At 62.5% G+C, this 25,872-nt stretch carries 28 protein-coding genes and 1 riboswitch; of the genes, 25 read left to right on the forward strand and 3 right to left on the reverse strand.

The window, feature by feature from the left end; all coding sequences use genetic code 11:
• Nucleotides 1-2 precede the first annotated feature (2 nt).
• From rlmN to hslO, 11 genes are all read left to right on the forward strand, one after another.
• A complete protein-coding gene (rlmN, locus tag GTO91_RS04900) occupies nucleotides 3-1,127 on the forward strand; it encodes a 23S rRNA (adenine(2503)-C(2))-methyltransferase RlmN (RefSeq protein WP_328793732.1) in 1,125 nt (374 codons plus the stop codon).
• The gene (locus tag GTO91_RS04905) at nucleotides 1,124-1,879 is read left to right on the forward strand and encodes a Stp1/IreP family PP2C-type Ser/Thr phosphatase (RefSeq protein ID WP_161255696.1); all 756 of its coding nucleotides are present in this window, start codon (nucleotides 1,124-1,126) and stop codon (nucleotides 1,877-1,879) included. The genes rlmN and GTO91_RS04905 overlap by 4 nt, the downstream gene beginning before the upstream one ends.
• Nucleotides 1,876-3,768, forward strand: coding sequence for a Stk1 family PASTA domain-containing Ser/Thr kinase (gene pknB, locus GTO91_RS04910; protein WP_161255699.1), 1,893 nt, complete (start codon nucleotides 1,876-1,878; stop codon nucleotides 3,766-3,768). Before GTO91_RS04905 ends, pknB begins: the two co-directional genes overlap by 4 nt.
• 113 nt (nucleotides 3,769-3,881) lie before the next feature.
• A complete protein-coding gene (rsgA, locus tag GTO91_RS04915) occupies nucleotides 3,882-4,793 on the forward strand; it encodes a ribosome small subunit-dependent GTPase A (RefSeq protein ID WP_161255702.1) in 912 nt (303 codons plus the stop codon).
• Entirely contained in the window at nucleotides 4,790-5,452 is a 663-nt protein-coding gene (rpe, locus tag GTO91_RS04920) for a ribulose-phosphate 3-epimerase (RefSeq protein WP_161255704.1), read from the forward strand. Before rsgA ends, rpe begins: the two co-directional genes overlap by 4 nt.
• Nucleotides 5,453-5,509: 57 nt before the next feature.
• Nucleotides 5,510-5,626, forward strand: a riboswitch (FMN riboswitch).
• Nucleotides 5,627-5,786: 160 nt separating this feature from the next.
• Nucleotides 5,787-6,887, forward strand: a complete 1,101-nt coding sequence (gene ribD / locus GTO91_RS04925) for a bifunctional diaminohydroxyphosphoribosylaminopyrimidine deaminase/5-amino-6-(5-phosphoribosylamino)uracil reductase RibD (RefSeq protein ID WP_170294096.1) — start codon at nucleotides 5,787-5,789, stop codon at nucleotides 6,885-6,887.
• Complete coding sequence (locus GTO91_RS04930; protein WP_161255707.1) at nucleotides 6,869-7,543, forward strand: riboflavin synthase; 675 nt, start codon at nucleotides 6,869-6,871, stop codon at nucleotides 7,541-7,543. The genes ribD and GTO91_RS04930 overlap by 19 nt, the downstream gene beginning before the upstream one ends.
• Before the next feature lie 12 nt (nucleotides 7,544-7,555).
• Nucleotides 7,556-8,749 carry a bifunctional 3,4-dihydroxy-2-butanone-4-phosphate synthase/GTP cyclohydrolase II gene (locus GTO91_RS04935; protein ID WP_161255710.1) on the forward strand — a complete coding sequence of 398 codons (1,194 nt, stop codon included), beginning with the start codon at nucleotides 7,556-7,558 and terminating at the stop codon, nucleotides 8,747-8,749.
• Nucleotides 8,750-8,775: 26 nt separating this feature from the next.
• Entirely contained in the window at nucleotides 8,776-9,246 is a 471-nt protein-coding gene (gene ribH, locus GTO91_RS04940) for a 6,7-dimethyl-8-ribityllumazine synthase (protein WP_161255711.1), read from the forward strand.
• A 4-nt stretch (nucleotides 9,247-9,250) separates the two neighbouring features.
• A complete protein-coding gene (locus GTO91_RS04945; RefSeq protein WP_161255714.1) occupies nucleotides 9,251-10,177 on the forward strand; it encodes a bifunctional hydroxymethylpyrimidine kinase/phosphomethylpyrimidine kinase in 927 nt (308 codons plus the stop codon).
• Between the two features lie 92 nt (nucleotides 10,178-10,269).
• Nucleotides 10,270-11,172, forward strand: coding sequence for an Hsp33 family molecular chaperone HslO (gene hslO, locus GTO91_RS04950; protein ID WP_161255717.1), 903 nt, complete (start codon nucleotides 10,270-10,272; stop codon nucleotides 11,170-11,172).
• Nucleotides 11,173-11,318: 146 nt separating this feature from the next.
• Here the strand turns inward: hslO and rpmB are convergent, their stop codons facing one another.
• The gene (gene rpmB, locus GTO91_RS04955; RefSeq protein WP_155474739.1) at nucleotides 11,319-11,510 is read right to left on the reverse strand and encodes a 50S ribosomal protein L28; all 192 of its coding nucleotides are present in this window, start codon (nucleotides 11,508-11,510) and stop codon (nucleotides 11,319-11,321) included.
• 152 nt (nucleotides 11,511-11,662) lie between these two features.
• Here rpmB and GTO91_RS04960 point away from each other — a divergent pair, with 152 nt between their 5' ends.
• The 5 genes from GTO91_RS04960 to GTO91_RS04980 are packed head-to-tail and all read left to right on the forward strand — an operon-like array spanning nucleotide 11,663 to nucleotide 16,669.
• A complete protein-coding gene (locus GTO91_RS04960) occupies nucleotides 11,663-11,872 on the forward strand; it encodes a DUF1858 domain-containing protein (RefSeq protein WP_235919126.1) in 210 nt (69 codons plus the stop codon).
• A 34-nt stretch (nucleotides 11,873-11,906) separates the two neighbouring features.
• Nucleotides 11,907-12,266, forward strand: a complete 360-nt coding sequence (locus GTO91_RS04965; RefSeq protein ID WP_235919176.1) for an Asp23/Gls24 family envelope stress response protein — start codon at nucleotides 11,907-11,909, stop codon at nucleotides 12,264-12,266.
• On the forward strand, nucleotides 12,244-13,947 hold the full coding sequence (locus GTO91_RS04970; RefSeq protein WP_161255723.1) for a DAK2 domain-containing protein: 1,704 nt from the start codon (nucleotides 12,244-12,246) through the stop codon (nucleotides 13,945-13,947). Before GTO91_RS04965 ends, GTO91_RS04970 begins: the two co-directional genes overlap by 23 nt.
• Nucleotides 13,948-13,951: 4 nt before the next feature.
• Nucleotides 13,952-16,495 (forward strand): ATP-dependent DNA helicase RecG, encoded by a 2,544-nt coding sequence (gene recG, locus GTO91_RS04975; protein ID WP_161255727.1) that lies wholly within the window; start codon nucleotides 13,952-13,954, stop codon nucleotides 16,493-16,495.
• A gap of 33 nt (nucleotides 16,496-16,528) precedes the next feature.
• Complete coding sequence (locus GTO91_RS04980; protein ID WP_161255730.1) at nucleotides 16,529-16,669, forward strand: small, acid-soluble spore protein, alpha/beta type; 141 nt, start codon at nucleotides 16,529-16,531, stop codon at nucleotides 16,667-16,669.
• A gap of 202 nt (nucleotides 16,670-16,871) precedes the next feature.
• Here the strand turns inward: GTO91_RS04980 and gpr are convergent, their stop codons facing one another.
• Nucleotides 16,872-17,858 (reverse strand): GPR endopeptidase, encoded by a 987-nt coding sequence (gene gpr / locus GTO91_RS04985; RefSeq protein WP_161255733.1) that lies wholly within the window; start codon nucleotides 17,856-17,858, stop codon nucleotides 16,872-16,874.
• Nucleotides 17,859-17,982: 124 nt separating this feature from the next.
• Between gpr and rsmD the strand changes: the two genes are divergently transcribed.
• From rsmD to GTO91_RS05000, 3 genes are read left to right on the forward strand one after another with little or no spacing between them, the layout of a single operon-like run.
• The gene (gene rsmD / locus GTO91_RS04990) at nucleotides 17,983-18,576 is read left to right on the forward strand and encodes a 16S rRNA (guanine(966)-N(2))-methyltransferase RsmD (RefSeq protein ID WP_207708969.1); all 594 of its coding nucleotides are present in this window, start codon (nucleotides 17,983-17,985) and stop codon (nucleotides 18,574-18,576) included.
• Entirely contained in the window at nucleotides 18,573-19,079 is a 507-nt protein-coding gene (gene coaD / locus GTO91_RS04995; protein ID WP_161255739.1) for a pantetheine-phosphate adenylyltransferase, read from the forward strand. The genes rsmD and coaD overlap by 4 nt, the downstream gene beginning before the upstream one ends.
• Before the next feature lie 17 nt (nucleotides 19,080-19,096).
• The gene (locus GTO91_RS05000) at nucleotides 19,097-19,615 is read left to right on the forward strand and encodes an ATPase (protein ID WP_161255742.1); all 519 of its coding nucleotides are present in this window, start codon (nucleotides 19,097-19,099) and stop codon (nucleotides 19,613-19,615) included.
• Nucleotides 19,616-19,697: 82 nt separating this feature from the next.
• Here GTO91_RS05000 and GTO91_RS05005 read toward each other — a convergent pair whose 3' ends face one another.
• Entirely contained in the window at nucleotides 19,698-20,882 is a 1,185-nt protein-coding gene (locus tag GTO91_RS05005) for a nucleoside recognition domain-containing protein (RefSeq protein WP_161255745.1), read from the reverse strand.
• Nucleotides 20,883-21,019: 137 nt separating this feature from the next.
• On the opposite strand from GTO91_RS05005, the gene GTO91_RS05010 reads away from it, so the two are divergent.
• The 6 genes from GTO91_RS05010 (at nucleotide 21,020) to GTO91_RS05035 (ending at nucleotide 25,788) form a co-directional block, all read left to right on the forward strand.
• Nucleotides 21,020-22,210 (forward strand): acetate/propionate family kinase, encoded by a 1,191-nt coding sequence (locus GTO91_RS05010; RefSeq protein WP_161255750.1) that lies wholly within the window; start codon nucleotides 21,020-21,022, stop codon nucleotides 22,208-22,210.
• 76 nt (nucleotides 22,211-22,286) lie between these two features.
• Complete coding sequence (locus tag GTO91_RS05015) at nucleotides 22,287-22,826, forward strand: YceD family protein (protein WP_161255753.1); 540 nt, start codon at nucleotides 22,287-22,289, stop codon at nucleotides 22,824-22,826.
• Nucleotides 22,827-22,841: 15 nt separating this feature from the next.
• Nucleotides 22,842-23,021, forward strand: a complete 180-nt coding sequence (gene rpmF / locus GTO91_RS05020) for a 50S ribosomal protein L32 (RefSeq protein ID WP_012283215.1) — start codon at nucleotides 22,842-22,844, stop codon at nucleotides 23,019-23,021.
• A 184-nt stretch (nucleotides 23,022-23,205) separates the two neighbouring features.
• Nucleotides 23,206-23,778, forward strand: coding sequence for a transcription factor FapR (gene fapR, locus GTO91_RS05025; RefSeq protein ID WP_161255756.1), 573 nt, complete (start codon nucleotides 23,206-23,208; stop codon nucleotides 23,776-23,778).
• A 13-nt stretch (nucleotides 23,779-23,791) separates the two neighbouring features.
• Nucleotides 23,792-24,799 (forward strand): phosphate acyltransferase PlsX, encoded by a 1,008-nt coding sequence (plsX, locus tag GTO91_RS05030; RefSeq protein WP_207708970.1) that lies wholly within the window; start codon nucleotides 23,792-23,794, stop codon nucleotides 24,797-24,799.
• Nucleotides 24,796-25,788, forward strand: a complete 993-nt coding sequence (locus GTO91_RS05035; RefSeq protein ID WP_328793733.1) for a beta-ketoacyl-ACP synthase III — start codon at nucleotides 24,796-24,798, stop codon at nucleotides 25,786-25,788. The genes plsX and GTO91_RS05035 overlap by 4 nt, the downstream gene beginning before the upstream one ends.
• Nucleotides 25,789-25,872: the final 84 nt, after the last annotated feature.

Genomic DNA, 25,872 nt, shown 5'->3' on the forward strand with positions numbered 1-25,872 from the left:
GCGTGAAGGAACCGGCAGAAGAAGCGGCCATAAAGCAGCGAACCGAGAGGCAGACAGAACAGCCCACTGACTTGCGCGGCCTCTTTCCCGAAGAGATAGCGGCTCTGCTCAAGCCATGGGGCCAACCGGCCTTCCGGGGCAAGCAGATATTCAAATGGCTCCAAAACCGGGCTGTTCGCGAGGTCGCCGAGATGACCGACCTGCCCCAGGCGCTGCGGGCCAGGCTGGAAGAAGCGGGGTGGCTGAAGCCCCTCGCCCTGGAACGGCGCCGCGTCGCCCGCGACGGCACCGAGAAATACCTCTGGCGGCTGGCTGACGGAGAACTGATCGAGTCGGTCCTCATGCCCTACCGGCGCGCCCAGACCCGGGACCGCGTGACCGTCTGCCTGTCCACGCAGGCCGGCTGCCCGCTCGGTTGCCGTTTTTGCGCCACCGGCCAGCAGGGTTTTCGGCGGAACCTGACAGCCGCAGAGATCGTCGGACAGGTGCTGGACATCACTTACGATCAGCGTAAGAATGATCCCGATTTCAAGGTGACCAATCTCGTTTTCATGGGGATGGGCGAGCCCTTTTTGAATTATGACAACGTCCGCCGGGCCATCGGTCTCTTCACCCACCCCGAGGGGCAGGCCATCGGCCAGCGTCGGATCACCGTCTCCACCGCCGGCATCGTGCCCGGCATCGACCGCTTTGCCGGCGAGGACTGGGAGGTGAACCTGGCCTTGTCGCTCCACGCCGCCGATGACAAGCAGCGCAGCGAGTGGATGCCGGTGAACGAACGGTTTCCCCTAGCCCAGGTGCTGGAGGCCTGCCGGCGCTACTGGGAAAGGACGAGGCGGCGCCTGTCCGTGGAGTACGCCCTCATGGCGGGCGTCAACGACCGGCCGGAGGATGCTAGGCGGCTGGGTTCGCTGTTCAAGGGTTGGCCCATCCACTTGAACCTGATTCCCGTCAATGCCGTCGCCGGGACAGGCGCCCGGCGGCCCGAGCGGGAACCGACAGAGCGCTTTCTCGCGGAACTGCGGCGCTGGGGAGTGGACGCCGTCATCCGTGAGGAGCGGGGACAGGATATCGAGGCGGCCTGCGGGCAACTGCGCGGCGCCGCCAGGGGGGAGGAGGAGGCATGAACGTCATCGCTCGCACCGACAAAGGGCGAGTTCGGCCGACCAACGAGGACAGCCACTTCTGTGATGTGGCCCAGGGGCTTTTTCTGGTCGCCGACGGGATGGGCGGTCATGAGGCTGGGGAGGTCGCCAGTGCGCTGGCGGTGGAAGCTTTTACCGGCCATTGGCGCGAGACAGAGGGGAACGGGGAGCCGGGAACTCGGCTGGAGGCGGCCTGCCGGGAGGCGAACCGGCGGATCTACCGGGAGTCGGTGAACCAGCCGAAGTGGGCCGGCATGGGCACGACGCTCACGGCCGCCCATCTGACGGCGTCTACGCTCACCGTGGCCCATGTGGGCGACAGCCGGGCCTACCTCTTCCAAAACGGGCAGGTCCGCCTGCTGACGCGGGATCACTCCCTGGTGGAAGAGATGGTCCGCCTCGGCAAGATCACCGAGGCGGAGGCCCAGTCCCACCCGCAGCGCAACATCATCACCCGTGCCCTGGGCACCCGCGATGATGTGCGGGTGGACGTGATGACGGCGACCTGGACACAGCGGGACCTGTTGCTCTTGTGCACCGACGGCCTGACCAACCTGGTGACGGCCGAGGAGATGGGCCGGCTCTTTGATCCGAACGCCGCGATTCCCTACCAGCGGGAGGCCCTGGAACGCGTCGCCGACGCCATGATGAATCTGGCCCTGGAACGGGGCGGTTATGACAATGTCACTTTCCTGATCATATGGCAAGAGGAAGGTGAGGGGTGGCAGGCATGATCGGACGCATCTTCGGCAATCGTTATGAAATCGTCGAACTCCTGGGCGGCGGCGGCATGGCTCAGGTCTTTAAAGGCTGGGACCGGTCGCTTCAACGGGCCGTCACCGTCAAAATCCTTCGCGAAAATCTCTGCTCTGACGAAGAGTTTGTCCGCCGGTTCCAACGGGAGGCCCAGGCGGTGGCCGGTTTGTCTCATCCCAATATCGTCAATGTCTATGACGTGGGCCGTGAGGGCGAGACCGACTACATAGTGATGGAGTTCATCGACGGGCCGACCCTGAAGGAGGTCATCCGCAGCCGGGCGCCTTTGCCGCCCGAGGAGGCCGTCGAACTGGCCAAGCAGATCTGCGACGCCCTCGAACACGCCCATGAGCGCGGCATCGTCCATCGCGATATCAAGCCCCACAACATCCTGATCACCCGGACAGGGCGGGTGAAGGTGACCGATTTTGGCATCGCCCGCTCCATCGCCCAGAACACGATGACCATGGACCGTTCCATCGTCGGGTCGGTCCACTACCTGTCGCCGGAACAGGCGCGGGGGCTGCCGGTCGATGAAAAATCGGACATCTATGCCCTCGGCGTCGTCATGTACGAATTGTTGAGCGGACAGGTGCCTTTTCAGGGGGAGACGCCGATCGCCGTGGCCCTCCAGCAGATCCAGGAGCAGCCTCAGGCATTGTCCATCCTGAACCCTCGTGTGCCCTCTGCGCTGGAGCAGGTGGTGTTGCGGGCGATGGAGAAAGAGCCGGCTCGCCGCTATCGCAACGCCCGGGCGCTCCGGCAGGATCTGGAGCGGGTCTTTACCGGCCAGGTGGCGGGACGGCTGCCCCATGCCGATGACGACAGCCCCACAGTGCGCCTGGACGGGGCTGTCGCCCGCATCGACGCGGAACTTGCCGCTACGGAGCGGGAAGAGGAAAGGAAAGGCGCCCGTAGAGCCGATCAAGGAAAAGGCAAGCGGTCCTGGGGCGTCTGGGCTGCAGGACTGTTGGCGGCGGTGTTGTTGCTGGCGAGCCTGACCTTTGCCTGGACGCGCTATATGAGCGTGCCCGAGGTGACCGTGCCGAAGGTCAAAGGGATGCGGGTCACCGAGGCCATGGAGCGGCTGGAAAAACTGGGGCTCCGCGCCGAGCCCAACTATGTCTTTGACAACGCCAACGTCAACATGGTCATCGCCCAGGACCCCGAGGAAAACCAGGTAGTCAAGCAAAACAGGGCCGTCAAACTGACGGTAAGCCAGGGACCCAAGCTGATCCGCGTTCCCAATGTGACGGGAAAACCGCTGCGAGACGCCCAGGTGGCGCTCAAGGAGGTCAACTTCAACGTCAATGTGGAAGAGGTCTTTGACGAAAACCCGGCCGGAACCGTCCTCTTTCAGTCCCCGGTAGCCAATTCGGAGCAGCCGGGGGAAACGGTCATCCAACTGCGAGTCAGCAAAGGGCCGGAGGCAAAGGCCACCATGCCTCCCCTGGTGGGGAGCAAGCTTCAGGAGGCCCAGGCCAAGTTGGAGCCGCTGAAGATCGATCTCAAACTGAAGCTTCAGGAGAACGCCACACTGCCGCCCTGGACGATTCTGGCCCAGGACCCGCCGCCGAACGCCCCGCTTAAGCCTGGCGATCCTGTCACCCTGACCTACTGCATCCCGCCTGCCAACGCCTCACCGGCCAGCCCCGTCAAATCATCGGTGCGCGTCTTTGTTCCCAATGACGGCAAAGAGCATACGGTGCGCATCGTCTTTGTCGATGAGCGGGGCGGCCAGAAGGAACTCTACAGTCATCGGCACAAGGCCGGCGAAATTGTCAGTCAGGAGGTCGCTACCACGGGCAAGGGAACGGTTCAGGCCTATGTGGACCAGACGGTGTACTGGGAGCGCAAGGTGGAGTGAGGCGCGAACAAGGTTGATCGATGCGCGAGCAGGCTAAGCAATGCTAAGGGAAGCCACACAGCACTAGAAATCGTGAGTAAGGCGAGTAAAGTGGAGTAATGGAGGATCCCCGTTTGAACCAAAGGGAGACGGAAGGAACGATCATCAAAGGATACAGCGGGTTTTACTATGTCCTCGCCGGCGGCCGGTTGCACACCTGCTCCTTGCGGGGCAAGTTTCGACTGAAGGGCGATGACCGCGTCTTTTTGCCCGGCGATCGGGTGCGCATCTGCGTCCTGGAAGGGGACAAAGGGGTCATCGAAGCGGTGTTGCCGCGGCGGAACGAACTGCTGCGCCCGCCCGTGGCCAATGTGGACCAAGTGCTCCTGGTCTTTGCCCTGGCGTCGCCTGACCCTGATTTCGTCCTTGTCGACCGTTTGCTCGTCCTGGCTGCTCATGCCGGCATCCGGCCTGTCCTCGTCTGGAACAAGGCGGACATCGCGCCGCCTGAGCGGGTGGCCCAGGTCCAGGCGCTCTACAGGGATATCGGGATGGACCAGTTCGTGCTCTCGGCGCGGCAGGGGGAGAACCTGGAGGGGCTGAAGGGCCTGCTGGAGGACCGCATCTCCGTCGTCGCCGGCCCCTCGGGGGCGGGCAAGTCGACCCTCCTCAACGCGCTGGCGCCGGGGTTGTCCCTCAAGACGGGCGAGGTCAGCGCCAAGATCGGCCGCGGCCGCCACACCACCCGCCATGTGGAACTGATCCGGTTGACGTCGGGCGCGCTGGTCGCCGATACACCCGGGTTTTCCACCCTCTATCTGCCCGATATCCCCGTCCAGGATTTGCCCGGATTTTTCCCTGAGATGGCGCCTCACCTCGGCGGTTGCCGTTTTACCAGTTGCCTGCACAAGACGGAGCCGGACTGTGCCGTCATCAAGGCCGTCGAGGCGGGGCAGATCCACCGGCAGCGCTACGACCACTACCTGATGTTCCTGAACGAATTGATCGAGCGGGAGCGACAGGCCCCGAAAGGAAGAAAATCATGACGATCAAAATCGCGCCGTCGATCCTGTCGGCCGACTTCGCCAACCTGGGCGCGCAGGTCGCCGCCGTGGAAGCGGGCGGCGCCGAGTACCTGCACATCGACGTGATGGACGGTCACTTCGTGCCCAACATCACCATCGGACCCCTCGTCGTGGCGGCGTTGCGGGAGCGCAGCCGGATGGTCTTTGACACCCACCTGATGATCGAAGCCCCGGACAAGTACATCCCTGACTTCATCCAAGCCGGGTCGGACCTGATCACGGTCCACCAGGAGGCCTGTGTCCACCTGCACCGCACCCTGTCGCTGATCAAGGAAAAGGGCGCCCGGGCCGGTGTGGCTCTCAACCCAGCCACACCCTGGCAGAGCCTGGCCTGTGTCCTGCCCATGGTCGATCTGGTCCTGGTCATGTCCGTCAATCCCGGTTTTGGCGGCCAGAAGTTTATCGCCGGCGCCTTGCCCAAGATCGAAGCGTTGGCCCGTTGCCGCCAGGAGCAGGGCCTTTGCTTCGAGATCCAGGTCGACGGCGGTGTCAACCGGACGACGGCGCCCCAGGTCGTCCAGGCTGGGGCCGATGTGCTGGTGGCCGGTTCGGCCCTCTTCGGGGCGCCCGATCCCCAGGCTGAGGTGGCCCAACTCCGGGCGGCTGCGTTGACCCTTTGACAGGATTCGCGCCGGTTGGTATAATTGATCCTACAACAAAAAGCACAATTGAATCGGTGTTTTCCTTGGGGATGGGTGCAATTCCCTACCGGCGGTAAAGCCCGCGAGCCCTTCGGGGCAGATCCGGTGTGATTCCGGGGCCGACAGTGACAGTCTGGATGGGAAAGGGAAACGAAGAGGCGGCTGACACATGGGCAGCTTGTCCTTGCTTTGTCCTGCCGTTGCGGTTCCGGTCAAAGTGTTGTTTCTGTATCCCCGGGGAAACTAACCCCGGGGGTTCTTCGTTTTCCCGGAGAGTGGTGGTGTTGAGTTGATTCCAGAAGACCTTTCATTCATGAGCCGCGCCCTGGAACTGGCCGCCCTGGCCTTGGGGAGGACAAGTCCCAACCCGGTCGTCGGCTCGGTCATCGTCAAGGATGGGCGCGTTATCGGGGAAGGGTATCACCGGAAAGCGGGGACGCCCCATGCGGAGGTTCACGCCTTGCGCCAGGCCGGCGAGGCCGCCTGCGGCGGAACCCTCTATGTGACCCTTGAACCGTGCAACCATCATGGACGAACCCCGCCCTGCACCGAAGCGATCATCGCCGCCGGGATCAGCCGGGTGGTGGCCGCCGTGCCAGACCCCAACCCCCAGGTGGCGGGGCAGGGATTCTCCAGGCTGCGCGAGGCCGGCATCGAAGTCGATGTAGGGGTGATGGCCGATGAGGCCATCGCCATCAACCAGCCCTTTTTCACCTGGATGACGCGCAAGCGGCCCTGGGTGCTACTGAAGTGGGCCATGACGGCGGACGGCAAGATCGCCGCCGCATCGGGCGACAGCCGCTGGGTCAGCAGCCCGGCGTCGCGCCACAAGGTCCACGAGTGGCGCAACCGCCTCGACGCTATCCTAGTCGGCATCGGCACGGTGCTGGCCGATGATCCCCAGTTGACCGTCCGCCTCGCCGAAACCGACTGTCGCAACCCCATCCGCGTCATCGTCGACAGCAAGGCGCGGACACCGCTGACGGCGAAGGTCCTGTCGCCGGAGGCGAAGACCATCATCGCGGTCACCGAGGCGGCGCCGGCGGAGCAGGTCGCAGCGCTTGAACAGGCTGGGGCCAAGGTGCTACGCTGCCTAGCCGATGCCGGCGGTCGCGTCGATTTGTCCAATCTTTTGAACCAACTCGCCTGTGACGGCGTCACGTCGCTTTTGGTGGAGGGCGGGGCGCGCATCCACGGGGCCTTTTTGGATGGAAACCTGGCCGACCGGGCGGCCATCTTTTTGGCCCCGAAGATCGTCGGCGGAGAGGGGGCGCCGTCGCCGGTCGGCGGGACGGGAGCGGCTATGATGGCCGAGGCCCGCCGGCTGCAAAGATGTGTTATGACCCCTGTCGGAGACGATTGGCTGCTCGAAGGGGTACTGCAGGAGGTGAGGCCGTGTTTACCGGAATCGTAGAGGAACTGGGCGTCGTCCGGGCGATTTCCCGGGGCGCTCGCTCAGCCAAGATCGAGATCAACGCGAAAACGGTCGTTGAGGACGTGAAGCTCGGCGATTCCATCGCCGTCAACGGCGTCTGTTTGACCGTCGTCCGCTTTGACGGGAGCGGCTTTACGGCCGATGTGATGGCCGAGACGATCGACCGCACCGCCCTGTCGGAACTCCAGCCGGGACACCGGGTCAACCTGGAGCGGGCCGTCCGCGCCGGCGATCGCCTGGGCGGCCATATCGTCTCCGGCCACATCGACGCTGTCGGCGTCATCCGGGGCCAGGAGCGCGTCGACATTGCCGTCGTGACAGAGATCGCCGCGCCGCCGGAACTGTTGCGCTATGTCATCCCGAAGGGCTCCATCGCCATCGACGGCATCAGCCTGACGGTGGTCGATGTCTTTGAGGCGGCCTTTACCGTCTCCTTGATCCCCCACACGGCCGGGCTGACAACGCTGGGCTTGAAGAAGCCGGGCCACAAGGTCAACCTGGAGGCCGACGTGATCGGCAAGTATGTGGAACGCCTGCTCACCGGCAGGATACCTTCCGCCGAGTCGGGCCGCGCTGCGGCGGCAGGAAAAGGATCCCGGTTGACCCGCGAGTTTTTGCTGGAAAATGGATATTAAGAGGTGAGTCCCTTGGCATTTAGCACGATTGAGGAAGCCATCCAGGACATCCGCGACGGCCGTATGATCATCGTCGTTGACGATGAGGACCGGGAGAATGAAGGCGACCTGTTGATGGCGGCGGAAAAGGCCACGCCGGAGGCGATCAACTTCATGGCCACCTTCGGCCGGGGTTTGATCTGTGTCCCCATGACGGGGGAGCGGCTCGACGCCCTGGAGATCCACGCCATGGTCCGCGACAACACGGACCGCATGCAGACGGCCTTCACTGTCTCCGTTGACGCCACAACCTGCACCACCGGCATCTCGGCCTACGAACGGGACCAGACGATCCACACCCTGCTGGACGCCAAGACGAAGCCCGACGATCTGCGCAAGCCGGGCCACATCTTCCCGCTGCGCGCCCGCGACGGCGGCGTGCTGGTGCGGGCAGGGCACACGGAAGCGGCTGTCGATCTGGCCCGGATGGCCGGCCTCTACCCGGCCGGCGTCATCTGCGAAGTCATGGCCGACGACGGCACGATGGCCCGGATCCCCGAGTTGCTGCCCTTCGCGGAAAAACATAACCTCAAGATCATCACCATCGCCGACCTGATCGAGTACCGCCGCCGCACGGAAAAGCTGATCCGGCGGGTGGAGACGATCAAGCTGCCCACCAAGTACGGCGATTTTACGGCAGTCGCCTATGAGAGCCTCCTCGACGGCGAAGGTCACCTGGCCATCGTCAAAGGGGATGTGGAAGACGGCGAAGAGTCGGTGCTCGTGCGGGTCCACTCGGAATGCCTCACCGGCGATGTGCTCGGCTCCAAGCGCTGTGACTGCGGCGACCAGTTGGCCAGCGCGCTCCTGCGGATCGAGGAAGAGGGTCGCGGCGTCGTCCTCTACATGCGCCAGGAGGGACGCGGCATCGGCCTGGTCAACAAGATCCGCGCCTACAAGCTCCAGGACATGGGCGCCGACACCGTTCAGGCCAACGAGATGCTCGGCTTCCCCGCCGACCTGCGCGATTACGGCACCGGCGCCCAGATCCTGGCCGACCTGGGCCTGAAAAAGATCCGCCTCATGACCAACAACCCGCGCAAGATCAAAGGGTTGGAAGGCTACGGCCTCTCTGTCGTCGAGCGGGTGCCTATCGTCATCGACTGTGTCCCCGAAAACGAACGGTACTTGAAGACGAAGGAAGAGAAACTGGGGCATATGCTCTAAAAAAAAGTGAAGGAGTCGATCCATCCATGCCAGGCGCTATCTATGAAGGCCATCTGATCGGCCAAGGGTTGAAAATCGGCATTGTCGTTTCCCGTTTTAACGAGTTCATCTCCTCCAAACTGGTTGCCGGCGCCCAGGACGCCCTGTTGCGCCACGGCGTCTCCGACCAGGATGTGCATGTCGCCTGGGTTCCCGGCGCTTTCGAGATCCCCCTGGTGGCGAAAAAAATGACGGCTAAGGGTTATGACGCCGTCATCTGCCTCGGCGCCGTCATCCGGGGCTCGACGCCCCATTTTGACTACGTCTGCAGCGAGGTGTCCAAAGGCGTCGCCCAGGTGGGCCTCCAATCGGGCGTTCCCACCATCTTTGGGGTCCTCACGACTGACACGATCGAACAGGCCATCGAGCGGGCGGGGACGAAGGCCGGCAACAAGGGCTGGGACGCCGCCATGTCGGCCATTGAGATGGCCAATCTGCTGCGCAGCATCGGCGGCTGATCCGATGGATCGGATTCCGTCGGCCATCACCGTGCAGAGCCTGGTCGCCCGGGGATTTGTCGGCAATTCGGCCGTCATCCCCGGGTTCCTGGCCTGCCGGGTCGAACCCTACCCGGTCCATACGGTCATGCTCGGCGCCCATGGCGCCGTCCGTCCCCGGCGGGGCGGCGTCGTTCCGTCGCCACTTTTCTACGGCCTGCTGCGCTCCCTCGAAGAGGTGGAGGCCGACCTGATTCTGAGCGGTTACCTCGGGTCAGCCGAACAGGGAGATATCCTGGCCGACTGGTTGTCCCGCCGGATGGCGGCGAAGGAACCGATCCCCTACCTGCTCGATCCCGTGCTGGGCGATGATCCCCACGGGCTCTATGTGACGCCGGAGGTGACGGATGTGGTCCGGGAGCGGCTGTTGCCGCTGGCCCAGGTGATCACGCCCAATCCCTTTGAGGTGCTAAAGTTGGCCGGAATGGATCCGGCGGCGGCAGACCGCAGTGAGCCTGTAATCATAGCGGCGGCACGTCGCCTGTTGGAACCGGCCACGGGGCCTTGCCCCCCTGCGCCCGCGTCCAGGCTTCAGTGGGTGATCGTCACCAGTTGGCGGCGGGAGAACAACCGGATCTACACCCTTGCACTCGGACGGGAGGCGGTCTGGGAGGTCGGCGTCAACGCGGTGCCCTGGTCAGCCTACGGCACAGGGGATCTCTTTGCCGCCATCGTGGCGGCTGGGATCTGCCACGACCGGTCCGTTCCCGAGGCCTGCGCGGCGGCGGCTCGCGCTGTGGCAACGGCCCTGAAAGAGGCGCAAAGCAACGGCGCGGATACAGTCATGCCGATCGGGCTTCCTGACTTTTATCGAACATCAGCCGGTGAAGCTGCAGAGGCTGCCGGCGGCGAATGTGACTGTGGCCTAACGCTTAAGCGTTTTGAACCCTAGTCGGATGACTGTACATCTTCTAAAAATGGCAAGCCTATACCTGAATTTTGTCGCATGTAAGCCTTAGTTGGAAAGGAAGACGGATCACAGCGATGGGTGTCACGAAGGGCGATGAACTCATACGGGCCACGGCCCAAGACGGCATGGTGCGCTTTATCGGCGCCCGGACGACGGAACTGGTGGGCCGGGCTAGGGAACTGCACGGGACATGGCCGGTTCCGACGGCCGCCCTGGGCCGGGCCTTGACGGCGGCGTCCCTCTTGGGGGCTTTGCAAAAAAACGATGAGAAGATGACCTTGCGCATCCTTGGCGACGGTCCCCTCGGAGCGGTGGTCGCCCAGGGCGATGCCAAGGGGCGGGTGCGCGGCTATGTGCAGCATCCGGAACTGGATCTGCCGCCGACGGCGGAAGGGAAGCTTGATGTGGGCGGCGCCGTGGGCCGCCAGGGCCATATCCATGTGACGCGGGACCTGGGGCTGAAAGAAGCCTACACCGGTTCAGCTGAGTTGGTCTCCGGCGAAATCGCCGAGGATCTGACCCAATACTTCCTCATCTCCGAACAGACGCCGAGCGCCGTCGCCCTGGGCGTCCTCATCGATGTGGACGGCTCGGTGATGTCTGCCGGCGGCTACTTGCTCCAGTTGATGCCTGGCGCCGATGACACCATGATCGAACAGTTGGAGGCGCGGATCGCCCGGATCGGCCCCATCAGCCAGTATTGGTCCACGGGCAAGAGCGCCCGCGATCTGATGGAGGAACTCCTGGAGGGCATGGAACCGAAGGTGCTGGCCTCTTATCCACCGGAGTTTTTCTGCGGCTGCGACCGGGAGCGCGTCGCCGCATTGCTCAAGAGCCTCGGCGCTGACGAACTGGCCGATATGCGCGAGAGCCAGGGGGGCGCTGAGGTGCGATGCCATTTTTGCAGTCAAGCCCACTTTTTTGCCCCTGAAGAACTGCAAGCCTGGGAACAGGAACTGCGCAGCAAGACGGTATAAGTTCATTATCGTTGATCGCCCGCAGCGCCCAGGCAGTCGAAAGACGAAGGGAAGCGCTGCGGGCGAAAACGCAAAAAGTCCTTTGACCAACAGGTCAAAGGACTTGACGCTTCGGGGTTATCGGCAACCGCAGGGGCCGCGGTTGGTTAGACAGACCGCTGAACTTTGCCCGAACGGAGGCAGCGGGTACAAACATTCAGACGAACAGGCGCACCCTTGACAACCGCGCGAACGCGCTGGAGGTTGGGAGACCAGGTGCGTTTTGTGCGGATGTGGGAGTGACTGACTTGCATCCCCGTTTGAACCCCTTTGCCACAAATGGCGCATTTCCGTGCCATGATTCCACCTCCTTGGGCTCGAAAAAAATCACTATTACAGTCTAACAGATAGATTGCCCTTTGGCAAGATCTTGGACGCAGGGAAAAAGGAATTCTTCCCGCTTTTGACGAATAGGTTGGCAGGAAGCAAAACTTGTTAAGGGGGGAGCGACTTGGGAAGAATAACCAAGGACATGTCGTTGATGGCATTGCTGCAGGCTTACCCTGAAGCGGCGGAAATCCTGGCACGGCACGGGATGGGCTGCCTCGGTTGCATGGGTTCCGCCACAGAGACGATTGAAGGCGGCGCCCGGATGCATGACATTGACCTTCAGGTCCTCCTGGCGGAATTGCAGCGGTTGGAAAGGCAGGGGCCCGCGTGAGGGCCTTTTTTTATAGGAAGGAGTGTGACCGGTGATGACGGTGAAAAATCCCTCTGACATGGGCAGTGTTTCGATCGCCGACGATGTGATCGCCAATATCGCCGGACAGGCGGCGGCAGAGTGTTATGGTCTGGTGGGCATGGCGCCCAAACACCTCTTCGCAGGGATCGGCGTCAACAAGCGGGCGGAAAACGCCGCTCGCGGCATCCAGGTGAACGCCTACGGTGATTATTCGGTCTCCTTGGATCTGCATGTGATCATGGCCTACGGCGTTCGCATTCCCGAAGTGGCCCGGACGGTCATGGAACGGGTCAAGTCAGCTATCGAGAACCAACTGGGGTTGTCTGTTCGTGAGGTGAACGTCCATGTCCATGGACTCAAGATCCCCGATTAAGGAGCGCTTGGACGGGCCTTCCCTGGCCGCCTTGATCCGGGGCGGCGCTAAACGAGTCGAAGTCAACCGGCATCAGGTGGACCGGCTGAACGTATTTCCCGTGCCTGACGGAGATACGGGCACCAACCTGTCCTTGACGCTGCGCGCCTGCGCCGAGGCCATCCCTGACGGCGAGATCCGGGCGGGAAAAGTGGCCATGGCGGCGGCGAAGGGCGCATTGCTCGGCGCCCGCGGCAATTCGGGCGTGATTTTTTCTCAACTGTTCCGCGGTTGGGCAAAGGCCCTCGAAGACAAGGAGTCGGTGTCGCCGCTCGATTGGGCGCGGGCGATGGAAAAAGGGGTGGAGATGGCCTACAAGGCCGTCATGAAACCGGTGGAGGGAACGATCCTGACGGTCGCCAGGGCGGCGGCCAGGGAAGCCCTCGCTGCGAGCCGCCCCGGCAGTGATCTCGATCAGATCCTGACAGCGGCGATCACGGCGGCCCAGCGGGCGCTCGCCAAGACACCGGAGCAACTGCCTGTGTTAAAAGAGGCTGGTGTTGTCGATGCCGGTGGGCAGGGCTATCTGTTCTTTCTGGAGGGTTGCCGCCAGGCTTTGCGCGGCGAGGCCGTCACAACCGAGGCGTCCCTGTTCGAGAAAGGTGCGGCTGCCGGCGCAGCAAGTCGTGGCGAGGGGCCTTTTGAACAAGGACAGGATCAGTACTCCGCGCCGGAGCAGTTCCGCTACTGCACAGAGTTCATCCTCAAAGGGCGTCAACTGCCCCTCAATGGTTTGCGCAAGAGCCTCGAATCTCTGGGCGACTGCCTGCTCGTTGTCGGCGATCCGGAGGCGGCTAAGATCCATATACATACGGACCATCCCGGGCTGGTTCTGGAACAAGCCCTCCGGCATGGCGACCTCCATGAGATCCACATCAATAACATGGTCGAACAGGCTGCAAACCGGATGGCCGAACAAAGGGAGAACCAGACGGCAAAACCGTTGAGAGCCGAAAGGGAGGCGGCTGGGGATGCAGGCGAGCGGAGGCCCATCGGCGTGATCGCCGCTGCGCCGTCAGAGGGCTGGGCGCGAATGTTTCAAGAACAGGGGGCTGCCGCTGTTGTCGACGGTGGGACAAGCCGCAACCCCAGCGCCAGCGACTGGCTGGCGGCGATGGAAAAAGCAGCCGTCGATTTCTGCCTGCTCTTGCCCAACCACCCCAACCTGATTCTGGCGGCCCGGCAGGCTGCGCAGATCTTTGGCGAGGACCGGGCGCAAGTCGTTGCGACCCGTCATCTTCCCGGCGGTCTGGCAGCGATGCTGGCCTTTGATCCCCGGAAAAGCGCCGGCGAGCTCCAGTTCGCCATGGCTAAGGCGGGTCAGGGAACGCGCTGCATCGAGATCACGAGGGCTGTCCGCGACGCCAGCCTGAATGGCGTCGCTGTCTCTGAGGGCGATCTCATCGGCCTTCTCGACGACAGGCTCATCGCCGGAGGGAAGGAACTGACAGAGGTTGTCCGTTCTGCCCTGGCTGCGGCGGGCGATGGCTGGGAGTTGGTCACCCTCTATCAGGGAGAGGGCGCAGACGCTGCAGAGTCGGAAAGCCTGATCGAAGAGATCGAGCGAAACTGTTCGGGCGCCGAGGTGGAACGGGTGGCGACGGGACAACCGCTCTATCCCTATATCATTGGACTGGAGTAAGGGCATGAAATGGCAATCCTTGTGGCAGAACCTGCGGCGGGCTGTCGATGCAGAGCGCCATTGCGGGTACACTGACGGCGGCGTTGTCGGCGGCTTTGCGGCCTTTGCCCGTTCAGCCCTCATCGCCCTGCGACGGGAAGCGGTCGACGTTCCCGGCCCTTGGGGGGCGCGCCTGGCCTTATGGGAGGGCCAATTGCAATACTACCGGCAGCAACCGATCCCTGAACGGCGTCATCTGGTGGAACAGATCTCGCAAAACCTCAGTGAGTTTGAGTTGGCGCTGTCCCCCCAACTGCCGACTGATCAACCCTTTTTGGCGGCGTCGCCCCCTTCGGCGACACCATCCCGTCCGGTGGAGCCAACGGGCACGCGGTCAGGGAACGCACCGCCCCAAACTGCGCCTCAACGAACGGCTTCGACACGCACCGCTGCCCCTGGCTCCGCCGCCTCTCGCGCCGCCGCCCCTTCCGGCGCAGACCGCCCGCTCGCCCGCGGCGGCCAGGGGCCGGGCACAGAGATCCAGTTCCTGCGCGGGGTAGGGCCCCAGCGGGCGGCGACGCTGAAAAAGCTGGACATCGCCACTGTGCGGGACCTGATTTTTCACCTGCCCCACCGCTACATCGACCGGAGCCGGCTGATGAGCATCGCCCAGATCCGCTACCCCGGCGACGTGACGGTGGCCGGCGTGATCCGCGCCTACCAGCAGTGGAACCCACGGCGCGGGCTGGCGGTGATCAAGGGCCAGATCGACGACGGGAGCGGTCTGCTTCCCATCGTGCTCTTCAACCGCAAACACCTGCCGGCCAAGCATCCGCCCGGCACTGCTGTCGTCGTCTCCGGCAAGGCTGAGTTCCGCTACGGCAAGGCGGAACTGCATGTGGAGGAGATGGAAAATCAGGCCGAGGCGGGACTTCACACCAACCGGATCATTCCCGTCTACCCGGCTACAGAGGGCTTGAACCAGCGGTTTCTGCGGGGCCTCTTTGAACAGGTGCTGGACAAGTACGCCTCATCGCTGAACGATCCCCTTCCGACCCCGGTGGCGGCGAAAGTCAAACTGCCTTCCCTTGTCGAGGCGGTCCGCCAGATCCACTTTCCCGAAAGTCTGGAAGCGGCCGAGGCGGGCCGGCGCAAGGTCGCCTTCAACGAGATTTTTTTGCTGTCTACGGCCTGGCGCTATGTGCGCCGGCAGAAGCAGGGGCTCATCGAGGGGATCCGGCACCAGCCGGCGCGGGAGGAACTGCTGCGGTTTTGGTCGCTCCTGCCCTATACACTGACAGGGGCGCAGCAGCGGGTGATCAGCGAGATCGAGGCGGACATGGAAGTCGGCAGGCCCATGCACCGGCTGCTCCAGGGCGATGTGGGCGCCGGCAAGACGGTGGTTGCCGCTTCTGCTGTCGTGAAGGCCGTCGCCTCCGGGTATCAGGCGGCCTTGATGGCGCCGACAGAGGTCCTGGCCGAGCAGCATGCCATCAACTGGCAGAGCCTGCTGGCCAACATGGCCATGCCGGTGGCCCATCTGACCGGGTCGATGGGGCGGCGCCGCCGCGAAGAGGTCCTGCGCGGTCTGAACGACGGCTCCATCCCTGTCGTCGTGGGCACCCATGCGTTGTTGCAAAAAGAGGTGACCTTCCGTCGCCTAGGTCTGGTGATCATCGATGAACAGCATCGCTTCGGCGTCCGGCAGCGGGCCGTCCTGAAAGGGAAGAGCGAGGCGGCCGATCTGCTGGTGATGACGGCGACACCGATCCCGCGCACCCTGGCCATGGCCGTCTACGGCGATCTGGATGTGTCGGTCTTGGATGAGCGTCCGCCGGGCCGGCAGCAGGTGAAGACCCATCATGTGGGCAGCGACGCCTGGCCGCGCATCTACCGGTTGATCCGCCGCGAGGTGGCTGCCGGTCGTCAGGCCTACGTGGTCTGCCCTGCCATCGAGGATTCGGAGGAATCAGACCTAGCCGCCGTGGAGGAGCGCTACGCCACCCTGTCCCGCGATGTCTTCCCCGATCTGGCCGTCGGCATCCTCCACGGGCGGCTGAAGAAAGAGGAAAAGGCCGCCGTCATGGAGCGTTTTTACCGCGGCCAATTGCACATCCTCGTCGCCACGACGGTGATCGAGGTGGGCATTGACGTGCCCACGGCGACGATCATGGTCATCGAGGGGGCCGAACGGTTCGGATTGGCGCAACTGCACCAGTTGCGGGGACGGGTCGGTCGTGGCGACGCCCAGTCCTACTGCATCCTTGTGGCCGACAAGCTCTCCGAGGAGGGGCGGCAGCGCATGCAGGCCATGGAAGCGAGCGACGACGGGTTCCGCCTCGCCGAGGAGGACTTGAAATTGCGGGGGCCCGGCGAATTCCTGGGGACGCGACAGAGCGGCATCCCCGCTTTTAAAGCGGCCGACCTGGTCCGTGACGCCGATCTGATAGAAATGGCGAAGGAATGGGCCCGGCGCTGGTCGGAACACGATCCCGAACTCGAGGCGCCGGAGAGCCGCGAACTGGCCCAGCGGGTGAGGGAGACTTTTCATGGATTGGACTTGTTCTGACGGGCGATCCTAGCAGGTGAGGAGGTGATCGCCTTGCCGGAACGGGATCGCGACGAACTGTCGCCGCAACTGGAGGACTTTAAAATGGAAGTGGCCCAGGAGATCGGTCTGGGCCACCGTTTTCAGGGCGCTAAAAAGGACGGCGCCACAACGGGAGTCCAGCCGGGCAAGTGACCGGGTTGTGCCAAGGACGACGCAGTCCGGCGGCCCGGCGGGCCGTCCAGCACAGAGCAGCCATAATTGGAAGCAGCCGGTTAGAGAGCAGTCAACAGAGTTGTCCGGCCAGATAATCGCCGGTGAAGAGCAACCGGCACAACAGCCAACAAAGAGCAGCGAAAGAAAAGAGCGCTCCCCCAAGGGACGCTCTTCGCCCTTTTTACTGCAGGTACTGGGTCCATTGGTCCGGCGTGATGGCCGGATGGAGCGCCTGGGCGATCCCGGCCGAGACAACACGGGAGGTCTGCTGGATCAGTTGGTCGATCTCCTTGGGCGTCATGATCAGGTCCCGCTGGAAGGGGCCCAGGACCTCTTCAATGATCTGCTGCATCGCCTCCGGATTGAGCCCTTTGTACAATCGGTAGAGGGTGGGACTCGTCTGAAACTGCTGCATCAGTTTTTCGATGGCCTCATGGGCGATGATGCCGGCGTGGACGACGGTGGGGATGCCGAGCGCCACGACGGGACAGCCCATCGTCTCCAGGTTGATCCCGGCCCGTTTGTTGCCGACGCCTGAACCGGGGTGGATGCCTGTGTTCGCCAGTTGGATGCTCGTGGCGATGCGGTCGACAGAACTGGTGGCCAGTGCGTCGATGGCGATGATCAGATCGGGTCGTGTTTTTTCCACGATCCCTTTGATGATCTCTGCCGTCTCGATCCCTGTCAGGCCGAGGACGCCGGGAGCGATGGCGCTGACGGGACGGAGATCGCCCGATAGTTCCTCCGGCGCGTAGTGGTGCAGGTGGCGGGTGACGAGGGTCGATTCGACCACCTTGGGCCCGAGGGCGTCCGGGGTGGCGTTCCAGTTGCCGAGTCCGACGACGAGAACCGAACTGTTGGGGCCGATCTGCAGGAGTCCGCTCAGTTCACGGGCCAGGATCGTCGAGATGGTCTGGTGGGCCTCCCGGTTGTTCTCCCGCAAAGGGGGCGCGTCAATGGTCACATAGGTCCCCCGCGGCTTGCCCATGGCCTGTTCGCCTTGTTCCGATTCGACGACGACGGTGGTAACGACTGCCTGCGGGTGTTCGGTCCGAAAGATCCGCACACCGGGCACATCAGAGCCCATCTCCCGGCGGATGACGTCATGGGCCTCGACGGCCATGTCCAGGCGGATGCCGAGGTTGCTGTACAGAGTGGAGCGATTCACAGCCATTCCTCCTTCTTTCCTCAATGTGCCCTCTGGGACAGGAGGCTCATTCCTCTGTTGCGGGAATTGTCGAAAGAGGGAGGCCATGCTATAATCTGGGTAATGCGGTAAAGGGGGATTGGACGTGCGGATCATATCCGGCCAAGCCCGAGGCCGCCGCCTCGTCTCTGTCAAGGGTTGGGAGACGCGGCCCACGGCCGATCGCGTGAAAGAAGCGCTGTTCAGTGTTCTGGCCGGGCGTTGCCTTGAGGCGCAATGCCTGGACCTGTTTGCGGGAACGGGCGCCTTGGGCCTCGAGGCCCTCAGCCGGGGCGCTGCGTTCGTATATTGGGTGGAAAAACATCCGGCTGCCTGTGCGATCATCGCAAAAAACATCGAAGCAACCGGTTTGGACAGGGGAAAAGTGCTGAAGCAGGATGTCCGGCAGGCCTGCCAGCGTCTGCTCGCCGAAGGAAGGCGCTTTGATTTAATCTTTGCCGACCCGCCCTATAAGCGGGAACTCTGGCTGCCCGTGTTGGAGTCGGCTGCCGCCGGCCTGTTGGCGCCGGCAGGGACCTTGATCTTGGAAAGCAGCCGCGATGAAGGGCTTCCCGAAGAATTCGGTTCCCTGATCCGGAGGAAGCAGGACCGCTATGGAGACACCATGATTCATTACTACCAGTGGGAGCGGTCGCCGGAACCGGAACCGGACGAACGCTGTGAGGAGGCCGATTCGTGACTGTTGCCGTTTATCCGGGCAGTTTTGATCCCATCACCAAGGGCCATATGGACATCGTGGAGCGGGCTGCCCAGATTTTTAATGAAGTGATCGTCGCTGTCGTGATCAATCCCAACAAAAAACCGCTCTTTACCATGGACGAGCGCGTCGAGATGATCCGGATGGCGTCTGCCCATATCCCGAACGTCCGCGTCGAGTCTTTTTCGGGTTTGCTCGTCGATTTTACACGCAAGCAGGGCGCCCGGGCCATCGTGCGGGGCTTGCGGGCTGTTTCCGACTTCGAGGTAGAGTTTCAGATGGCCCTCATGAACAAGCGGCTCTATCCCGAGGCGGAGACGGTATTCATGGCCACCCACACCGACTATGCCTTCCTCAGCAGTTCCATGGTCAAAGAAGTGGCTTCCTTCGGGGGAGACGTATCGGATTACCTGCCGCCGTCGGTGCTCACCAGGGTGGCGGAAAAATACGGCGATACAGTATGGGGAAAGGCGCCGGCCAGATAGAAAGGGGAACCTGTTCGATGGAGCGTTCACAGGCTTTGGAAGGGAATTCGTCGCGCTTTGGCGAAGGCAGGAGCGTTCTGCGCCTCCTGGACGAACTGGAAGAATTGATCGAGACATCGACGCGCATCCCGATCACGGGCAAGGTGCTTGTGGATGATCATACCCTCCTGGATTTTCTGGATCGCATCCGCACGGGACTCCCCGAAGAGCTGCGCCAGGCCAAATGGCTGACGAAGGAACGGCAACGGGTCATCCAGGAAGCCGAAGCCGAGTGCCAGCAGATGATCGAGGAAACGAAGGCTTATGTGGCCAAGTTGGCCGGTGAGACGGAGATCGTCCGGATGGCTCAGCAAAAATCCGAGGAGATCCTGGCTGAGGCCCGTAGCCAGGCGGCGGAGTTGCAAAATGACGCTCGCCAGTATGCCGACGATGTCCTTCGCCAGATTGAACATACCCTGACCAAGTCTGTCAACACGGTCCGTAAAGGCCGGGAAGAGCTGCAAGCCACGTGGGAGCGGGGAGAGGAAGCCTATTGACCCCCGCGCCGGGGTGAAGATCTACCCGTTTTATGGTGCAAGTCGTTTTCAGCGGGGTGTCGAGGGACGCCCTTTTTATTTTTTATCGTTTCGTCACCCCTTTTCGGGCGGACAGGACCGTCCACAGAAGGAGCAGGAACGCCAGGATCAGATATGCGATCCCGGTGGAACCGGGCCAGAACGGCCAGATTTGGATACCAAGGATGGGAGGGATGCAGGCGGAAGCTAGCGAAGATGGTATATGGGGCAGCCAAAGGCTGACAATCACCATGGATAGGATGCCTTGCGCCAGCCTGGCCAGGATGTAGCGGCTCATCCGCACCCCCGTTCCGGCCAGACAGGTCGCGACCTGGGCCAGAATGGAGAGGCCGCTCCAGGACAGGATCAAGGCGGTGAAAACAAGACGCTGGGAAAGGGGGGCTTGGGCCACCGCAATCTGCTGACAGCCGATGCTCATCTCCAGCGCCCCCGACAGAAGTCCCGGCGCCAGATCGGGGCTGCACTGAAGGGCGGGGAGCGCCTTTTCCAACAGCGCCAGCAGCGGCGCAAGCAAGCCCCCGGCGGAAAACAGCCGGAAGGCGACGACGAAAAACATGGTATACCCACCGATGATCAGGATGTTGTGCATCCCTTTGCCGATTGCCGTTCCCAGTGTTTCCCCGGCGGTCCCGGGCTGGGTCAGGAAGGTTTGCCATTCCCTTTTCAAACGGGAACGGAAGGGAAGGGACGCCGTAGCGCGAGACCCAGGCGACAGGCGGGCATGGATCAAGCCGACAAGCAGGTTGGACATGTAGTGGGAGGCTGCCAGCAGCAGTCCCGCTTCTGATGATCCGAACATGCCGGCGCCGACGGCGCCGAGCATGAATAGGGGACTGGCGTTGTTGGTGAACAGGACGAGCCGTTCGCCTTCCGCAGGCGTCAGCATACCCTCCCGGATCAGGCGGGCCGTCATGATGGCGCCGACGGGAAAACCGGTGGTGAATCCCACGGCGACGACGACGGCGGCTGCGCCAGGAAGACGAAAGAGCGGCCGCATCAGCGGTTCCAGCACTGCGCCGATCAACCGGGGCAAACCGAGGGCCAGGATCAGTTCGGCGACCACCAGAAAGGGAAACAGGGCCGGCAACAAGACGGTCAACCAGAGTTGTAATCCTTCCCGCGCCGCGGAGAGTGACACGGCCGGGTAAAAGACCATGAACGGGGTCAAGAGCAGAAAGAAAAGCGTCAGGATAAGCGATCCAGGGACCATAGGGATAGGCGAGATCATCAACACAAGCCTCCAATTATCTGTAAAATTCTGAAAATTTCGAGATAATCATCTTGACGAAATCTTCTGCTTAAGTGACAACCGTAGACCATTGGGGTATATTAAAGAAAAAAGTCACAAATATAAGGAGGATCCTCATGATCGTTTTGGTTATCAACTCTGGTAGTTCTTCGCTCAAGTACCAGGTTTTTGACATGCAGAAGGAAGCGCTGCTCGCCAAAGGCCTGGTCGAACGGATCGGCCTGAACGGTTCTATTTTGACTCATCGACCGACCGGCAAAGACCAGGTCGTCATCGAAACGGAGATCCCGAACCATGACCGGGCGATCCAACTGACCGTCGAAGCCCTGACCCATGAGGACCATGGCGTCGTTGCGTCGATGCGTGAAATCGACGCTGTGGGGCACCGCGTTGCCCATGGCGGCGATAAGTTTTCCGACTCGGCTGTCATCAATGAGCAGTCGTTGGCCAATATCCGCGCCCTCTTCGAAGTGGCGCCGCTGCACAACCCGCCGGCGGTGATGGGTATCGAGGCCTGCCAGCACATGCTGCCCGGCGTTCCCCAGGTCGCTGTTTTTGACACGGCCTTCCACCAGACGATTCCCGGCTACGCCTACAACTACGCCCTCCCCTATGCGTTAGCGGAAAAGTATTCCCTCCGCCGCTACGGCTTCCACGGCACTTCCCACAAGTATGTGGCCCAGCGGGCTGCGGCCATGCTCGGCCGGTCCCTGGAGGATCTCAAAATCATCACCTGCCACCTGGGCAATGGCGCCTCCATCGCCGCCATCGACGGTGGTCGTTCCGTCGACACGTCGATGGGCTTCACGCCGCTGGAAGGCCTGATCATGGGCACCCGCGTCGGTGACATGGATCCGGCCGCCGTTCCCTTCCTGATGGAAAAAGAGGGATTGACGACAGGCCAGATCAACGATCTGATGAACAAAAAGAGCGGCGTCCTCGGCGTTTCCGGCGTCTCCAGCGATTTCCGCGACCTGGAAGAAGGGGCCGCCAAAGGGAACGAGCGTTGCCAAATGGCGCTTGACATGTTCGCCTATCGTGTTAAAAAATATATTGGCGCCTATGCCGCTGTGATGAACGGCGTCGATGCCATCGTCTTTACGGCCGGTCTCGGCGAGAACTCGCCCTCCATGCGCCGGTCTGTCTGCAGCGGCCTCGGCTACCTGGGCGTCCAACTGGACGAAGAGAAGAACAAGGGGCGCGGTGAAGCCGATGTCTCCACCGCAGGCGCGACCTGCCGCGTCATGGTGGTGCCGACGAACGAAGAACTGATGATCGCCCGTGACACCTACCGCCTCCTGAAATAAGCCGTCCGCAAGCATTGACATCCTGCGCGCGCCTTTGTATAATAATGGCTGGTTGTTTTCTAAAGAGGTGAGCTTCGTGCAAGTTGATCGGGGTTTATTGCTCAAAGTCCGCGAACGGGATCTGACGGTTCCCCTCTCCGGTCAATGGCAGACCGACCTGGATGGCGACCTCCGCCTGGAGGGACCTGTCGATGTGGACGGGCTGCTTTCCCGGGAGGAAGGCGGATACCGCTTCCGCGGCAGCCTCTCGGCCCGGCTCGCAGGCGCTTGTGATCGCTGTATGACGCCGGTGAACATGGAACTGCATGTTCCCGTCGAAGCGACCTTCACCGTGTCCGCCGAAACGGAAGCCTCGGAAGAAGCGGAACCAACGGGCGAAGTCCCCAACTATCCCTTGGAAAAAGACGGGGAACTGGATTTGAGCCCCGCTTTTCATGAAAGCCTCATCTTCGCCTTGCCGATGAAGGTGTTGTGTCAGGAGGATTGCCCCGGACTCTGTCCACAATGCGGCGCATTGCGGGCGCAGGGACCCTGCGGTTGTCCGGATGAACCGGCCGATCCCCGGCTGGCCCCTCTCCAGGCCTTGTTAAGTGGCAAAGGGCGTTCCGAGACGTAAAAGGAGGTGTAGGAGATGGGTGTTCCTCAGCACCGGCGATCGAAATCGCGCAACCGGCAGCGCCGGGCGACCCAGAAGCTGGAACTGGTTTCCTTCGGTCCCTGCCCGCAGTGCCGTGAACCGAAAATGCCCCACCACGTATGTCCCAGCTGCGGTTTTTACCGTGACCGGGAAGCCGGCAAAAAAGCCGAATAAAGCAATCATGCGTCATCGAAAAAGGCCTATCGTGTATAGGCCTTTTTCTTTTGGGGCACAAAGGAAATAAAAGGAAACCATGATTGACAGAAGGACTTGCGCGACGGCCTTTTCCCCGCTATACTTTGAATTGTTAGCAGGTGCTAAGATTTTTCCTTTGCCGTGGGATACAGGGGGAATTGCCATGGGGGGGCGGGAGAAAAAGGAAGCCCGTCTGGCCGCGCTGGAGCAGATCGTGCAGGAGAACCCCTTTTACACCGATGGGGAACTGGCGCGCCGACTGGGCGTGAGCATCCAGACGATCCGTCTGGATCGCCAGCAGATCGGCATTCCCGAGGTGCGGGAACGGACACGCCAGGTGGCCGCCGAGAAGTTGAAGGAGGTTCGCTCCCTCAGCAGCGAGGAGATCGTGGGCGAGTTGACCCACCTGCAGCTCGGCCGGGAGGCCGAATCGCGGCTCCTTGTGACAGAAGCCATGCTCCTGCAGAACTCTGCCATCGCCAGGGGACATTACCTCTTTGCCCAGGCCAACTCGCTGGCCGTGGCTGTCGTCGACGCCTCGGTGGCTGTGACCGGCCTTTCCCGGGTCCGCTACCGGCGCCCTGTCCGACTCGACGAGACCGTCGTCGCCCGGGCCCAGGTGGTCCGCGTCGTCGGCGCTCGCAACATCATTCGCATTGTCAGCACCGTCAACGACGAAGTTGTTTTTTCCGGTAAATTCTATGTGACCGCACGCGATAAAATCGCAGGGACCTAAGGAGGAAATGGGATTGCGCATTGCGCTGGACGCCATGGGCGGTGATCACGCTCCGGGAGAAATCGTCAAAGGCGCCATCGAGGCTGCCGAGGAACTGGACTTGCAGATCCTGCTCGTCGGGCGTCCTGACGCCATCGAGCCCCTGCTCGCAGAAGCCTCCGCCAGCGCTCGTTCGCGCCTGGATATTGTCGCCGCATCCGAGGTCATCGCCATGGATGAATCGCCGGCAACGGCCCTCCGCAAGAAAAAGGACGCCTCGATTGTCGTGGCGACGAGGCTCGTCAAGGAGGGGCGTGCCCAGGCTCTCGTGTCCGCCGGCTCTACAGGCGCCCAGATGGCCGCTTCCTTGCTCGGGCTGGGGCGCATCAGCGGCATCGACCGTCCCGCCATCGCCACGATCCTGCCCACACTGGAGGGCGGCAAACTGCTGCTCGATGTGGGCGCCAATTCGGAGGCCAAACCCCGGAACCTGCTCCAGTTCGCGCACATGGGCAGCATCTATGCCGAGAAGGTGATGGGGATCGCCAACCCCCGCGTCGCCTTGCTGAACATCGGCGAGGAGGAGACGAAGGGGAACGAACTCGTCCTCGGCGCTTACGGGATGCTCCGGGAGGCGCCGCTCCGCTTCATCGGCAACGTGGAAGGGCGCGATCTCTTCTTTGGCCGCGCTGACGTGATTGTCTGCGACGGTTTTGTCGGCAACGTGGTCTTGAAGTTCGGCGAGGGCATGGTCAGCGCCCTGAAAACGATGATCAAGGACGAACTGAAAAACAGCCGCATGGCTCAGGTGGGCGCCTTCCTGGCCACACCGGCCTTGCGGGGCATGGGGAAACGCCTCGATTACGCCGAATACGGCGGCGCGCCCCTCTTGGGCGTCAACGGCGTCTCCATCATCTGCCACGGATCGTCAAAGGCGAAGGCGATCAAGAACGCCCTGCGGGTGGCCCGCCAGGGTGTGCAACAGAACTTCATCGCCGCTATACAGGAACATATCCCCGGAAAGGTGGAGCCGGTATGTTGAAAAAAGTGGGCATTTGGGGCACTGGCTCCTATTTGCCGGAGCGGGTCATGACGAACAAGGAATTTGAGTCCATGGTCGACACGAGTGACGAGTGGATCGTCACCCGGACGGGGATCCGGGAACGCCGTGTCGCCGCTCCCGAAGAGGCGGTCAGCGATCTCTCCGCCATCGCCGGCGCCCGCGCCCTGGAAGCGGCCGGCGTGGCGCCGGAGGAGGTCGATCTGGTCATCGTCGGCAGTTGCACCTTCGACACCTACCTTCCGGCCTCGGCCTGTTTGGCCGCCGAGAAGATGGGCGCCCGCCGGGCCGCCGCCTTCGACCTGGAGACGGCCTGCACCAGCTTCATCTACGGTTGCGCCGTTGGCGCCCAGTTCATCGCCACCGGCATGTACCGCCATGTGCTTGTCATCGGCGCAGAGGTCTTATCGAAGTTTTTAGATTACCGCGACCGCAACACCTGTGTGCTCTTCGGCGACGGCGCCGGCGCCGCCCTGCTCGGCCCTGTCGAGGAGGGTGGATTCAAAGCCTTTGACCTGGGCGCTGACGGTTCAGGGGGCGAACTGATCACCGTTCCCGCCGGCGGCAGTCGCATGCCGGCGTCGGCAGCCACCCTGGAAGAGGGGCAGCACTACGTCAAGATGAACGGCAAAGAGGTCTACAAGTTTGCCGTCCGCGTCATCGGCGACGCCTCCCAGAAGGCGCTCGACGGGGCCGGATGGCGGCAGGAAGAGATCGATATGCTGATCCCCCACCAGGCCAATCTGCGCATCATCGAATCGGCAGCGAAGAAACTCGGCTTGTCGATGGAAAAGGTGGCCGTCAACCTGGATCGTTGCGGCAACATGTCAGCAGCGTCAATCCCGGTGGCCCTTGATGAGGTGGTTCGCGCCGGCAAGGTCAAGACGGGCGATCGCCTGCTGATGGTCGGCTTCGGTTCCGGGTTGACCTGGGGAAGCATGGCCATTGAATGGAATCCCGGGCAGCGGTAAGTCTATGACAAGTCCGAATCAATCAAGTCCTGATGCGTTCTTTTGATAAGTTCCAGCGGTGGTTTTGTTCTTGAGTTTGGTGTA

It is taken from the genome of Heliomicrobium undosum, from assembly GCF_009877425.1.
GTDB classification, from domain to species: domain Bacteria; phylum Bacillota; class Desulfitobacteriia; order Heliobacteriales; family Heliobacteriaceae; genus Heliomicrobium; species Heliomicrobium undosum.